This is a genomic window from Pantoea sp. JGM49 (assembly GCF_018257655.1).
Taxonomy (GTDB): Bacteria; Pseudomonadota; Gammaproteobacteria; order Enterobacterales; family Enterobacteriaceae; genus Pantoea; species Pantoea communis.
Genome location: NZ_JAERJM010000002.1, coordinates 45,409 through 59,190 on the forward strand (window position 1 = coordinate 45,409; position 13,782 = coordinate 59,190).

13 protein-coding genes are annotated in these 13,782 nt (G+C 53.6%); 11 read left to right on the forward strand and 2 right to left on the reverse strand.

Annotation, left to right across the window (positions count from 1 at the left end):
• Nucleotides 1-27: 27 nt before the first annotated feature.
• A complete protein-coding gene (gene pepD / locus JK231_RS03365) occupies nucleotides 28-1,488 on the reverse strand; it encodes a beta-Ala-His dipeptidase (RefSeq protein WP_166933648.1) in 1,461 nt (486 codons plus the stop codon).
• A gap of 254 nt (nucleotides 1,489-1,742) precedes the next feature.
• On the opposite strand from pepD, the gene gpt reads away from it, so the two are divergent.
• From gpt to crl, 3 genes are all read left to right on the forward strand, one after another.
• Nucleotides 1,743-2,201 carry a xanthine phosphoribosyltransferase gene (gpt, locus tag JK231_RS03370; protein WP_034825338.1) on the forward strand — a complete coding sequence of 153 codons (459 nt, stop codon included), beginning with the start codon at nucleotides 1,743-1,745 and terminating at the stop codon, nucleotides 2,199-2,201.
• A 121-nt stretch (nucleotides 2,202-2,322) separates the two neighbouring features.
• The gene (gene frsA, locus JK231_RS03375) at nucleotides 2,323-3,570 is read left to right on the forward strand and encodes an esterase FrsA (protein ID WP_211728004.1); all 1,248 of its coding nucleotides are present in this window, start codon (nucleotides 2,323-2,325) and stop codon (nucleotides 3,568-3,570) included.
• Nucleotides 3,571-3,679: 109 nt separating this feature from the next.
• Nucleotides 3,680-4,081, forward strand: a complete 402-nt coding sequence (gene crl, locus JK231_RS03380) for a sigma factor-binding protein Crl (protein ID WP_097117548.1) — start codon at nucleotides 3,680-3,682, stop codon at nucleotides 4,079-4,081.
• Between the two features lie 112 nt (nucleotides 4,082-4,193).
• Here the strand turns inward: crl and ompC are convergent, their stop codons facing one another.
• Nucleotides 4,194-5,312, reverse strand: a complete 1,119-nt coding sequence (gene ompC / locus JK231_RS03385; RefSeq protein WP_097117547.1) for a porin OmpC — start codon at nucleotides 5,310-5,312, stop codon at nucleotides 4,194-4,196.
• A gap of 246 nt (nucleotides 5,313-5,558) precedes the next feature.
• Here ompC and proB point away from each other — a divergent pair, with 246 nt between their 5' ends.
• The 8 genes from proB (at nucleotide 5,559) to JK231_RS03425 (ending at nucleotide 12,935) form a co-directional block, all read left to right on the forward strand.
• On the forward strand, nucleotides 5,559-6,662 hold the full coding sequence (proB, locus tag JK231_RS03390; RefSeq protein ID WP_034825331.1) for a glutamate 5-kinase: 1,104 nt from the start codon (nucleotides 5,559-5,561) through the stop codon (nucleotides 6,660-6,662).
• Nucleotides 6,663-6,672: 10 nt separating this feature from the next.
• Nucleotides 6,673-7,926, forward strand: coding sequence for a glutamate-5-semialdehyde dehydrogenase (proA, locus tag JK231_RS03395; RefSeq protein ID WP_211728195.1), 1,254 nt, complete (start codon nucleotides 6,673-6,675; stop codon nucleotides 7,924-7,926).
• A 352-nt stretch (nucleotides 7,927-8,278) separates the two neighbouring features.
• A complete protein-coding gene (locus JK231_RS03400) occupies nucleotides 8,279-9,010 on the forward strand; it encodes a helix-turn-helix transcriptional regulator (protein ID WP_211728005.1) in 732 nt (243 codons plus the stop codon).
• Nucleotides 9,011-9,423: 413 nt separating this feature from the next.
• Entirely contained in the window at nucleotides 9,424-9,702 is a 279-nt protein-coding gene (locus JK231_RS03405; RefSeq protein ID WP_034825325.1) for a hypothetical protein, read from the forward strand.
• Between the two features lie 181 nt (nucleotides 9,703-9,883).
• Nucleotides 9,884-10,351 (forward strand): hypothetical protein, encoded by a 468-nt coding sequence (locus JK231_RS03410; RefSeq protein WP_034825324.1) that lies wholly within the window; start codon nucleotides 9,884-9,886, stop codon nucleotides 10,349-10,351.
• Between the two features lie 2 nt (nucleotides 10,352-10,353).
• Nucleotides 10,354-10,698 carry a hypothetical protein gene (locus tag JK231_RS03415; RefSeq protein WP_176505737.1) on the forward strand — a complete coding sequence of 115 codons (345 nt, stop codon included), beginning with the start codon at nucleotides 10,354-10,356 and terminating at the stop codon, nucleotides 10,696-10,698.
• Nucleotides 10,695-10,988: a hypothetical protein gene (locus JK231_RS03420; RefSeq protein WP_097117544.1), complete on the forward strand. Its 294-nt coding sequence runs from the start codon at nucleotides 10,695-10,697 to the stop codon at nucleotides 10,986-10,988. Before JK231_RS03415 ends, JK231_RS03420 begins: the two co-directional genes overlap by 4 nt.
• Nucleotides 10,989-11,189: 201 nt before the next feature.
• Nucleotides 11,190-12,935 (forward strand): amylovoran biosynthesis protein AmsF, encoded by a 1,746-nt coding sequence (locus JK231_RS03425; RefSeq protein WP_097117543.1) that lies wholly within the window; start codon nucleotides 11,190-11,192, stop codon nucleotides 12,933-12,935.
• The last annotated feature ends 847 nt before the right edge of the window (nucleotides 12,936-13,782 follow it).

Consider the following 13,782-nt stretch of genomic DNA (forward strand, 5'->3'; position numbering starts at 1 on the left):
CCTGGTTCCTTACAGCATCGCAAAGACTTACGCCTTCTCTGGCACCACGTTCAGCAGCGCAGTCAGCAGTTTCCAGTACAGACCGACGCTCTCAATGTGCACCTGCTCATCCGGTGAGTGTGGACCGGTAATGGTTGGCCCAATCGACACCATATCCATGTTCGGATACGGCTTCTTGAACAGACCACACTCCAGACCCGCGTGAATCACCTGAATGTTTGGCGTTTTGCCAAACAGGGCTTCATAGGTTTTACGCGTCAGCGCCATCACCGGTGAATCAGCATCAGGCTGCCAGCCAGGATAACCGCCTTTTGGTGCGGTTTTCGCGCCAGCCAACTGGCCCAGTGAAGTCAGGGTTTCCACCACCCAATCTTTGCCGGTGTCGATCAGTGAACGAATCAGGCAGATGATTTCGGCATTGTCCTGATCCATGGTCACCACGCCGACGTTCAGCGAGGTTTCCACCACGCCTTTGGCCACGTCAGAGTTGCGAATCACACCGTTCGGGGTGCTGTTCAGCAGGTTGATGAAGCGATCGCGGCTGTCGGTGGTCAGCGCCTGGCCCTGATGTGCCAGCGGCTCGGTGGTTAACGCAATGTTCTTCTCTTTAATGCCCAGCTCGTTCAGCAGCGTGGCCTGGAAATGAGCCGCAGCCGATTTGAGTGCATCCACTTTATGGCTGTCGATTGCCAGCGTGGCAAAAGCTTCGCGCGGAATCGCATTACGCAGCGTGCCGCCAGTGAACTCAATCAGACGCACATCCAGTTCCTGCGCGTAGACCGCAAAGAAACGCGCCAGCAGCTTGTTGGCGTTGCCCAGACCATGATGAATATCGGCACCGGAGTGGCCGCCTTTCAGGCCTTTCAGCGTTAGCTTCAGGGTTTCAAAGCCCGCAGGTACGGCTTCACGGTTTAATGGCAGGGTGGTGATGAAATCAATACCCCCCGCGCAACCCATGTAGATCTCACCCTCTTCTTCAGAGTCGGTGTTGATCAGGATATCGGCTTGTAGCCAGTTTGGCTGAAGACCAAACGCGCCATCCATGCCCGATTCTTCGGTCATGGTCAGCAGCACTTCCAGTGGGCCGTGGGTCAGGCTGTTATCAGCCAGCACCGCCAGCGCAGAAGCCATGCCAATACCGTTGTCGGCACCCAGCGTGGTGCCACGCGCTTTAACCCACTCGCCATCAACATAAGGTTGAATCGGGTCTTTAGTGAAGTCGTGCACCGTATCGTTGTTCTTCTGCGGCACCATATCGAGGTGCGCCTGCAGCGCGACAGGGGTACGTTTTTCCATGCCCGCAGTGGCCGGTTTACGAATCAGGATATTGCCGACCTGATCGCGCTCAACCCAAAAGCCTTGCTCTTTGGCCCAGTTGACCACGTGTTCGGCCAGCGCTTCTTCATGGTAAGAAGGGTGTGGAATGGAGCAGATTTTAGCGAAAATATCCCACAGCGGTTGGGGGGAAAGTTGCGACAATTCAGACACAATGCATCTCCTGTGTCAGCGCGGCGGACATACCGCTCGCACGCCGGGTTCCAGTGAAAGATCGCCGTCAGCACATCTGACGTGATGTGGCTGAGAATATCACTGTTTTTCACCGGGTGCGTACTCAGGCGCGCTAAAATCCTGCATCCAATGCGACAGATGCTGGTTTTTAACGCGTCAGATCCTTATAATCTCGCGCAACCTTTTCCCCCTTGCCTATTTTTAAACCAACATTGTTGGTCGGGATTTCTTTTATGAGCGAAAAATACGTCGTCACCTGGGACATGTTGCAGATCCATGCCCGCAAACTGGCCCAGCGCCTGCTTCCTGTGGAACAGTGGAAAGGTATCATTGCGGTAAGCCGCGGTGGTCTGGTTCCGGCATCGCTGCTGGCGCGTGAATTGGGTATTCGCTATGTCGATACCGTCTGCATCTCAAGCTATGACCACGATCATCAGCGCGAAATGAAAGTGCTGAAGCGTGCGGAAGGCGACGGTGAAGGTTTCATCGTGATTGATGACCTGGTGGATACCGGTGGCACCGCGCAAGCGATCCGCGATATGTATCCAAAAGCGCGTTTCTGCACCATCTTCGCTAAGCCAGCTGGTCGTTCGCTGGTGGACGACTACATTGTCGATATTCCGCAGAACACCTGGATCGAACAGCCGTGGGACATGGGCGTGGTTTACATCCCGCCAATCGTCAAAAGCTGATTGATGCAACGCAAACAACGCCCGGTTATGCCGGGCGTTGTGCATTCTACGCCTCGCACCCAACATGTGGGTGCAGTACACTCTTAGGCATCTATGCGACTATCGCGGGAGAACGTCTAAGATGTCGGATAAAAACCTCAGCGAAGAGCTTTTTAAGCCCCGCTTTAAACACCCGGAAACCTCCTCTCTGGTGCATCGTCAGCACCATCATCCGGTTCAGGTGCACAACACCCTCGAAGGGGATACCCAACCTTGCTGGTATCGCATGCTCAACAAGCTGCTGTGGACGTGGCGCGGCCTGTCTCCGCAGGAGATCAGCGAAGTGCTGGCGCGCATCGCTATCAGTGAGTATGAGCACACTGATGACACCCAACTCGACACGGTGATTGGTTATCGCGGCGGGAACTGGAACTATGAGTGGTCGAAGCAGGCCGCCTTATGGCAACAGCGCGCGATGGAGAATGAAGATCACGAGGAAGCCGGGCATCAGTGGATGCGCGCATCTAATCTCTACAGTATTGCCGCCTATCCCTATATCAAAGGCGATGATCTGGCCGATCAGGCACAGGTGCTGGCAAACCGGGCATACGAAGAGGCCACGCAGCGTCTGCCTGGTGAGCTGAAAGCGCTGACCTTCCAGATCAGCGGTGGCAGCCCGGTCACCGGTTTCCTGCATATGCCTGCTGAGGCCAAAGCCCCATACCCAACGGTGCTGCTGTGCGGTGGCCTGGATTCGCTGCAGAGCGATCATTATCGCCTGTTCCACGATTATCTGGCTCCGCGTGGCATCGCCATGTTGACGCTGGATATGCCCTCTGTGGGCTTCAGCAGCAAATGGAAGCTGAACCAGGACACCAGCCAGCTTCACCAGCAGGTGCTGCGTGAGCTGAGCAATGTGCCGTGGATTGATCACACGCGCGTTGCGCTGTTTGGCTATCGCTTTGGCGCCAATGTCGCCACCCGACTGGCTTATCTGGAAGTGCCATGCCTGCGTGCGGTCGCGACACTGGGCGCGATGGTGCATAACGTGTTTGTCGATGAGCAACGCCAGCAACAACTGCCGGACATGTACATGGATATGCTGGCCAGTCGCCTGGGGATGCCGTCCGCGTCTGACAGCAACCTGCGCATTGAGCTCAATCGCTATTCACTGAAGGTGCAGGGGCTGTTGGGGCGTCGCACGCCGACGCCGATGCTGGCGGCATACTGGCCGGGCGATTTGTTCAGCCCAGAAGAGGAGGCTCAATTGATTGCCAACTCTTCCGCACAGGGCAAAGTATTGGCAATACCCGCCACGCCGGTGTTCTCCAGTTTTGAGAAAGCGTTAAATCAAATCTGTGACTGGTTAACAAAACAATTGGGTGTATGACTGGCAAAAATTCGACGCTCTGCTACTACTTATATCCGGGATATTTTGCGTTGCGCGCGTGATTCGCGTAACGAGAAACAATTTTACGGTTATTTGAGGGAGAATTAGCATGACGTTACCGAGTGGTCATCCCCGTAGTCGCCTGCTGAAGCGCTTCACCGAATTGGGGCCGTACATCCGTGAAGGAAAATGTGAAGAGCAGCGTTTCTTCTTCGATTGCCTGGCAGCGTGTGTCAACGTCAAACCCGCACCCGAACTCCGCGAGTTCTGGGGCTGGTGGATGACGCTGGAAGCGCACGAAGACCATTTCACCTATGAATACCACTTTGGTTTGTTTGATAAAGAGGGTGATTGGGGTGTGGCAACCATTAAAGGCAAAGAGAACAACGAGAAAGTGGAGAGTACGCTGCGTAATTTCCATGAGCGTCTAAAAGCGGTGTTGAAGGATCTTAAATTGGATCTTAAACCTGCATCGGGTTTTAAAGAAGAGCCGGTGAAGCTCAGCGCTTAATCACGCCATCGTCGGACTCGGCTTTTAAGCCCGCTAAACAGACAAAAAGAAGAAAGAGCCGGTGATGAGCCGGCTCTTTTTTTATAGACACATTGAGGGTAAATCAGACGACTTAGAACTGGTAAGTCAGACCAACAGCAACGATGTCGTCGTTGTTCAGTGACAGACGGTTGTCGTCGTTCAGCTGGTTGATTTTGTAATCAACGAAGGTAGACATGTTCTTGTTGAAGTAGTAAGTCGCGCCAACGTCGATGTATTTAACCAGGTCCGCATCGCCGATACCTTCGATGTCTTTACCTTTGGTCTGCACATAGCCGATAGACGGACGCAGGCCGAAGTCGAACTGGTACTGTGCAACCAATTCAATGTTCTGCGCTTTGTTCGCTGCACCTGACACGGAAGCACCGGTCACTGAGTTGGTGCCGCTGATTGGGGTCATGTTGCGGGTTTCGGTGTAGATTGCGGCCAGGTAAACGCTGTTAGCGTCATACTTGATGCCCGCGCCCCATGAATCCGCTTTGTCACCAGAACCGTAAGCACGCGCTTGCTGCTGATTAGTACGGTCAGAAGAGGTGATAGCAGACATCAGGCTGATGCCGGTGCTGCCGATGGTGTAGCCCAGTGACGCACCGTAACCGTCGCCGTTCTGGCGAGAGGTATCAGTGGCGCTACCACGTGCGTTAGCGCTGGTAGAGTCGTTTTTACCCTGGTATTGCAGCGCGAAGCGCAGGCCATCAACCAGACCGAAGAAGTTGCTGTTACGATAAGTCGCAACACCCGTCGCACGCGCAGTCATGAAGTTATCAGTACGCGCAGTACCGTCACCACCGAATTCTGGGAATACGTCAGTCCATGCCTCAACGTCGTACAGCACGCCGTAGTTACGACCGTAGTCGAATGAACCGTACTGACCGAATTTCAGACCCGCAAAGCCCAGACGGGTTTTGTTACCTGAGTTAGCGTCAGAACCTTCAGAGTTGTTAACGTTGTACTGGTATTCCCACTGGCCGTAGCCGGTCATCAGATCGTTGATCTGGGTCTGACCCTTGAAGCCGATACGAACGTAAGATTTGTCACCATCGTTTGAAGCGGCATCACTAAAATAATGCTCAGCTTTAACGCGGCCGTAGAAGTCCAGTTTGTTACCGTCTTTATTATAAACTTCTGCGGCGTGTGCGGTGGAAGCCAGTGCCAGCGCTGATACGACTAATGCCAGTGTGCTCTTCTTCATTTGCTATCAATCCCAATGAGTAAAATTTGTTGTACCCTTGAAAGGGTTTGGAAAACAGGGGACTTTTTACCGACTGGTGATGAAAGTTTTATGACAGTTTTTCTGATTTCTTGTTAATCGCGAACTTTTGGTCTACTGCATTGTCAGGGGATTTTTGTGCTTTTCCCCTTGCTGTTATTGGCTTCCTCGCTCACTCCTGATAAAACGTCCCTTCGCAGAATTTTTTTCTTATATGGCAGGAAAAACATGAGTGGCAGTCAGACCCTTGTGGTCAAATTGGGTACCAGCGTCCTCACCGGCGGTTCGCGTCGGCTGAATCGTGCGCACATGGTGGAGTTGGTTCGTCAGTGTGCACAACTGCACGCGGCGGGTCATCGTATCGTTATCGTCACATCAGGCGCGATTGCCGCCGGACGCGAACACCTGGGTTACCCCGAACTGCCACCTACCATCGCCTCAAAGCAGCTGCTGGCTGCGGTGGGGCAGAGCCGTTTGATTCAGCTGTGGGAGCAGCTGTTCTCAATTTACGGGATTCATATCGGTCAGATGCTGCTGACGCGTGCGGATATGGAAGATCGTGAACGCTTCCTCTACGCACGTGACATGCTGCGTGCGCTGCTCGATAACCACATCGTGCCGGTGATTAACGAGAACGATGCTGTTGCTACCGCTGAAATCAAAGTGGGCGATAACGACAACCTGTCTGCGCTGGCGGCGATGCTCGGCGGCGCGGATAAACTGCTGCTGCTGACCGATCAACAGGGCCTGTTCACCGCCGATCCTCGCACCAATCCGGAAGCGGAACTGATCAGCGATGTGCACCAGATTGATGATGCGTTGCGCACGCTGGCCGGAGGCAGTGTTTCCGGCCTCGGCACGGGTGGCATGGCGACCAAACTGCAGGCGGCCGATGTGGCCTGCCGCGCCGGTATCGACGTGATCATTGCGGCGGGCAGCCGCCCGGATGTGATCAGCGACGTGCTGTATGGCAAACCGGTGGGCACCCGTTTCCACGCACAGCAATCACCGCTGGAGAACCGCAAGCGCTGGATCTTCGGCGCACCGCCGGCTGGCGAAATTGTCATTGATGACGGTGCACTGGCTGCGGTATTAGAGCGCGGCAGCTCACTGCTGCCGAAAGGCGTGCGTGAAGTGCAGGGCAACTTCTCTCGTGGCGAAGTGATCCGCATTCGTAACCTGCAAGGCCGCGATATCGCCCACGGCGTGACGCGCTACAACAGCGACGCCATGCGCATGATTGCCGGTCATCACAGCCAGGAAATCAGCGACATCCTCGGTTACGAATATGGCCCGGTTGCGGTGCATCGTGACGACATGATCGTCAGTTAAGGAGCAGATGATGTTAGAAGAAATGGGAAAAGCGGCGCGTGCAGCGTCGTACAAGCTGGCAGAACTCTCCACTGAACAAAAAAATCAGGTGCTGCTTACGATTGCCGATCGCCTGGAAGCGGAAAGTGCCGACATCCTGGCGGCTAACGAGCTGGATTTGGCCGATGCGCGGCAGAATGGCATGAGCGCGGCATTGCTGGATCGCCTGACGCTCAATCCACAGCGTCTGAAAGGTATCGCTGACGATGTGCGTCAGGTGTGCCGTTTGGCCGATCCGGTCGGACAGTTGATCGATGGCGGCGTGCTGGACAGCGGTTTACGTATTGAACGTCGCCGCGTGCCATTGGGCGTGATTGGGGTGATTTATGAAGCGCGTCCTAACGTCACCGTGGATGTGGCTTCTCTGTGTCTGAAAACCGGCAATGCGGCGATTTTGCGCGGCGGTAAAGAGACCTATCGCACTAACGCGGCTACCGTTCGCGTAATCCAAAACGCGCTGAGCGAGCATGGCCTGCCAAAAGGTGCGGTGCAGGCGATTGAAAACCCGGATCGCGAGTTGGTTAACCAACTGCTGAAACTTGATCGCTACGTCGATATGTTGATTCCACGCGGCGGTGCAGGGTTGCACAAGCTATGTCGTGAAAACTCGACGATTCCGGTGATCACCGGAGGTATCGGTGTGTGTCATCTCTATCTTGATGAAACCATGGAAATCGAACCCGCGCTGGAGGTGATTGTTAATGCGAAAAAACAGCGTCCAAGCGCCTGCAATTCACTGGAAACCTTGCTGATTCACCGCGATCAGGCTGAACGCTTTATTCCTGCATTTGTGCAGCGCATGGCGCAGGAAAACATCCCGCTGCACGGCGATGAAAATGTCCTGCCGCTGCTGCAAAACGGCCCGGCCAGCGTGGTGGCGGTGAAAACCGAACAGTATGACGATGAGTGGTTATCCAACGACCTTAACGTCAAGCTGGTGGCGGATCTCGACGATGCGGTTGCACACATTCGCGAACACGGTACGCAGCATTCGGATGGCATCCTGACGCGCAGCATTGGCAACGCCAACCGCTTTGTGAATCAGGTCGATTCCTCCGCCGTTTATGTCAATGCCAGTACGCGTTTCACCGATGGCGGGCAGTTCGGTCTGGGTGCGGAAGTCGCGGTCAGTACGCAGAAGCTGCATGCGCGTGGCCCGATGGGTCTGGAAGCGCTGACGACCTACAAGTGGATTGGCTGGGGCGACGATACGCTGCGCGGCTAATTTTCACTTCTGCAACACAATGGGCACCGTAAGGGTGCCCATTTTTTTTGCTTCCGATCCAATTATTTCCAGAGCTTTTTGATTTATTTCTGTCATCTATGGCGCCGACGCGCTTTTTCGCGCATTTTTTGTTTTAGGTGCTGGTATCAGCGTCACAGAACAATCCTGAAAACCCCTGTCAGAACAAGCTGTAGGGCATTCATTGCTGGTTTCCACCCCGTCGAAGAGGATAATGATCATCCAGCTTCATTGATAAAAGCTGTTGGGTAGTAAACTGACGGTAATATAAAATGAACTGGTAGCAAAAAAGAAAATAACATTCAGTCTTTAACTGATGGCAGATTATTAACTGATGGTTAAAAAAGAGAGTAACAGACAAGCTTTTACTGCCAGGCTGATTGCCGCGTGTGATAGCGCGGGAATTGTCGGACATGGACGAAACAAACAGGTTGCACAGGCGCTGCAGAAAAGGGGATACAGGATCTCAACACCGGGGGTCTGGAAATGGTTTAACGCTCAATCGATTCCGGATGACAGTAATCTACTGGCGCTCAGCCAGTTGCTGGACGTGCGCGTAGAGTGGCTGCAGTTTGGCATGGAGCAACCCGATGCCACGGTGAGCCAGCATGCACTTATTGACCCGCAACATCGGTTCCGCGTCGAGAGTCTGGATATTGGGCAGCGAAGTGCTCAGGGCATTGCTGCGCGTGATGAACTGGTCGAAACCATTCAGGCTATCGAGTATGGGCTGGATGAGGCACGCGTGCTGTTCAGCGGCCGTCCGGCAGAGAGCATCCGCCTCATCGCGCTAAACAATGATTCGATGGCCGGCACCTTTGCGCCACGTGATCAGCTGTTCGTGGACATCAGCGTGCATCGCTTTGACGGAGACGGGATTTACCTGTTTACGCTGGATGATCAACTTTATCTCAAACGTCTGCAGCTGCAGCACAGAAAGGTCGCGGTCATCTCCGACAACAAGCGCTATGAGACCTGGTACTTAACGCTGGATGAGGCGGCCTCATTGCAGGTCGTGGCGCGCGTCATCATGAGCCAGGCGCGTGATTACCAGATTTTAGGTTGATCACAAAACGCGCTGAGCAGGTAAAAAAATATTCCGGCTGAAATCATAAATTTAACCGATGGTAAATAAAAAATTAACTGTTGGTGTTTGCCAATGCATTAGAACCTGTTAATAATTTGACCATGGAAGGACGACATCACTGCTCCCGGATGAGCCCGCTCTTAAACAATTGAGGCGCTGCACAAGCGCGATACCCACCACCCAAAGTCAGTGAATTTTGGGATGGGGTGGATGCGCATTATGCAGCGTCGTCAGCTCTCTTCTGACTTCACTCTCCTCTGCTTATCCCTGGCCGCGAACGCAGCCGGGCGGGTCGATGTCGGGTGTTTGCAGTGGAATCACGGACGCCTCGGCTTCAGCCGACACGCCGCGCCTGCCACCCCATCGCCAAAGACTCATTCACAGGAGGAGTTATGGCGATTATCCAGTATGGCAAGTCAGTCTTCACCGGGAACGCGCGCACCCGCCGTCACCGACGCCGCCAGTCACTTAGCCGCCTGAAGCGCAGTATCGACTGCGCCTTAGGCCTTGAGCCCGATAACCCAAGCCTGCGTAGCGCAGAGCGCATCTGCCAGCGCCAGACGCAATCGCGAGTCGACTGTGCGGTAATGGCCCCCACACCACGTCAGGCCGAAAGCGCCAGCTTCGACAACTGCTGTCTGCCCCACGTCCATTTGTACGCCGTGCGCTAAATCCTTGTCATATTTCCCAGCTTTAAGCGGAACGTTTCGTTATTGCTCACTGTTTAGCCTCGCTTGAGCGTAGCGCGGATTACGCGTGGTCTCAGAAGGGCGGATAGATCAGTGAGATTTATGTTTTGGAGTCTTTGCGCAGTCATTTTTGCATCGTTGCGCCCGTCAAAGAGGAATCGCTATGAGCCAGATTATTGCCATTTTGAATTTTGAAGAGGGCTACCGCGAGGCGCCCTACCTTGATACGCAAGGGTTTCCTACCGTGGCCGGCGGTATCCGCATCGGGCCTAAAGGAGCCTCACTCAGCAACTACATCTTCCAGGTACCGCGACGAGTCGGGGATGTGTGGAAGCAGTGCATTGTGGAGAACAAAGTGCTGGAGATGAACCAGCGTGCTCTGGTGCAGCAAGCGCTAAGCAAGTGCAGTGAGGCGCGCTGTGATGTGCTGATCAGCATGGCATATCAATTGGGCGTTGATGGGTTATCCCTGTTTCGCGGCATGCTGAGCGCCATCACCCAGGGGGACTTTAATGGCGCCGCCAATGCCATGCTCGACAGCTTGTGGGCACGGCAAACGCCCGGGCGCGCACGGCGTCACGCTGAAGTCATGCGCAGCGGCAGCTACGACATTTATCGGGGGCTGTTATGAACATGAGATGGATGGTGTTTGTCATCGCGGTGCTGGCAGCAGTGATTGTGCTGTTGTTGCTCCAGCGTTTTACCACGCTGGAGTTTGTGAAGCATGCGCGACTGTTGTTCAAAACCTGGTCAGTATGGCTGGCTTCATTGGGTTCGATGCTCAGCGCCTGGGCGCAATCCTTCCCCTCATCCGCGCTGGATGCCTGGAATGCATTGCCTCAGGACATCAAAGACATTCTTCCCCACAACTACCTCGGGTTGATTGGTGCCTTCATGGTGGCGATGGGGGTTCTGGCGCAGTTTGTCCGACAGAAAAACCTGATTGAACAGCGCAAGACGTTGGAGGAGAAACCATGACGCTTATTACTTCACTGCTTGGCGGCAGCTGGCACTGGCTGGCTGCACTGGCGGGCATTGTTGCGGCACTGGTGGCCAGCTACTTCGGTGGCAGAAAGATTGGCAAGGTGCAGCAACAAGCCAAATCAGAGGTGGACTCCGCGAACAAAGCGGCCGTGCAAGCTGTCGCGGTTAACCAGCAGCAACAACAGTTGCGCGAGGAGGCTAAACGTGTGGAAGCCAGCAATCTTAATCTTGATGACGCTGCTGCTCGCGACAAGCTGCAGCACTCGAAATACAACCAGCCCTGAATCCCCCGTCGTTATCGACTCTGCTTGCACGCTTTTCTCCCCGATTTACACCCACGGCAACGATGCCGAGCGTATGGATGTTCGCACCGTGCGCGCCATCAACAACCACAACGATCTCTGGGATCAGCACTGCGGCACATCGGCGCACTAACGCTGTTCCCACACTTGCATTGCAAACCTGAAAAGGCCGAGGAGGCTATGATGATCGAAGTTAACTCTTATGCTGAACTGCGTACTACCGTTCCCAGCAAAAACGGCGATTTGGCGTTTTTGCGTCGCTATAACGCGGACTCTACCTTCCACGGTGGCGGTGACTTCACCGGTTTTATCGGCACCACCACTGCCACTGATGATGGCGGGACGCTGGCGGTAGGTAATGGCTTTTACTGGAAACGTGTGATTAACGATCCGTCCGACATCAACGTTTACCACTTTGGTGCGAAAGGAGACGGTTATGCCAATGACACGGACGCGGTTAATCGCATGCTAACCTGGACGCAGAATTACAGCGGTAATATTAAGGACCTGCCGATTCGTTTTCCCGGCGGGAAGTTTCTGATCAGTCCAATTGATATCAGCGGCACCGATAACGCCTTCTTCGGTCTGCAGGGTGATGATGTTGAGCTGGGTTCGTTGCCGCGTACCACGATTATCTCGGATAAGAGTGCCAACCCGGTATTCAAGGTGAAGGCGCGTCGCACCTCGATTCGAGGCATTGCCTGGAATGGTCAGGCTTCAGCAGATATCACCACCAACAAAGGCACCATCACGGCCGATATGTGCAGCAACGTGCAGCCGTTCTTCGAAAATACCTGTATCGAAGGCACCACGGTAAACATCTACTGTTTCCGCGCACAGAATAACGGCGGCACGGTGATTAAAGTGCTGGATACGCTGGACACCAAATTTGACCAGATTTATACCCTCTACACCTATGCGCGCGTCTTCGATGTGGGCTGGTCAAATTCACCGAATGGGGTATGGGATCACTCTACCGCGATTGAGATTTGTAACTGTAACTTCCAGACGGGTTATGGTGACGCCACGTTGTATATGCCGCGCTGTACACAGGGGATTTTGCGCAATGTGTGGATCGAGCACACGCGCAATCCAGGAGACTTGTCGGATGGTGGCTGGACCATTGATACGCTCAATATTGAGGATTGCGGCAATCCTTTCAATCTCAATAATGCGCGCGTGGTGATGCGTCAAATCAACCTGCAGTCTGGCGCGAAAGTGTCGAACGATCTGGTGGCCGGCAGATGGCTCTCCACCTTCGAATATGGTTATCGTCGCGACGAGAGCTACGGTAGTTTCCTGACCGGATCGCTACGTGCCGGCTATTATAGCGGCTACAAGATCACCAATAACACGTCAACTGACAACTGGTATCGCCTGGGGCAGCTGTTCTTCCCGAATGCGAACCAGCAGTGGGTGATGGAGTTTATTGGTAAAGCCGATGCCACCCAGCCCACCGGCACTGCCGGCACCCCGGTTAACGTGGCAAGTAGCGGCAAAACCTGGATCAATTTGCAACGGCTGGAAACGGTGTGGGCGGATGCTTTTCATATGGGGCAGCCCGCCATCCTGGATATGCGTTACGGCCGTGTCGGTACCACTTATGCCGTGGTGTGGGTGAAGCTGAAAGCGAACAGTGGCGACACCATGCTGAACCTGAAAACCACCGGCCCAACGCGTTTCGATTCAGGCTCATGCTCGCTGTTCCAGTCTGATCTGTCAGTTGTTACCGATACCACCAACATGGGCACACTGAAGCCAGCCGCACGCTTTGGCATGCACAATGGGCTGGCGGGGATTGGGGCTAATGAGAAGGGCGTGCTGACGATGGCCACCGCCGCCGGAACGCCAACCAATAAAACCGCGCCAACCGGCTTTGTGCTGGTGAATATCAACGGTGTCGATCGTAAACTTCCCTATTACGACTGAGACCCATCTATCTGGCGAGGCTGCGGCCTCGCTTTTTTTTTGACCAAAATACACGCAGAGCGTCTCAGGTGAGTTGTCTCTTTAACAGTGGTTCCTGGCACGCCAGCCGCATAGGATGGCGATATTCTCAGATGGAATGTGTTAATTCTCTTTTTATTTACGTTAATGCGTACAAAAAAACGTTAATCTGGAGATGGTGTAGTTTTCAGTACGGCACCAGGCAATAAAACGGTTCGATATATCAGGTCCGTTCTTATCTCCAGATTCATTACAGTTTAATTTGCCCGGATAATTTGCAGGTTAACTTACAGAACAAGGTGTTAGCGAAAAATGGTCTTGTAAGTCCATTTCGATCTTATTATTCCTAACAGTATTTGACTGTCGCCTTAATCAATTTTCTGAAAACCGATTCATCCGCGCTAATCTTTCCCCTTCTGCGATATCCCATTTCCAGCTAAGTAAATTCCGTATTGGCCTCCAGGCCATTGACCTCATCGCAATGTCTGGTGAGAATGCGATTAAAAGTTTGAATCAGATCGCAAAATTAGGGCCCTGAGCCCATTGCAACACGGCTGCGAGAGTCATGTTGAATTAACGCCACTTGCCATTATCGAACGGCGAAAGACGCATCGAGATAATAAAAAGGCAGGGCATACAGCAAAATCGTGAATGTCGTAACGTTCGTTGAGAAGGCCGTCTTTAGATGTACCTTTTCAATCCCGGTCGGCATTTCTTGTGGTGCAAAAAAATTCAGTAGGCTGCACCTGTTTTAATCATATTGAATGGCATATTGATAATTGGCGTTTCTTATTGATGTCACGGTGATTGCACTAAGTGTCATCTTGTC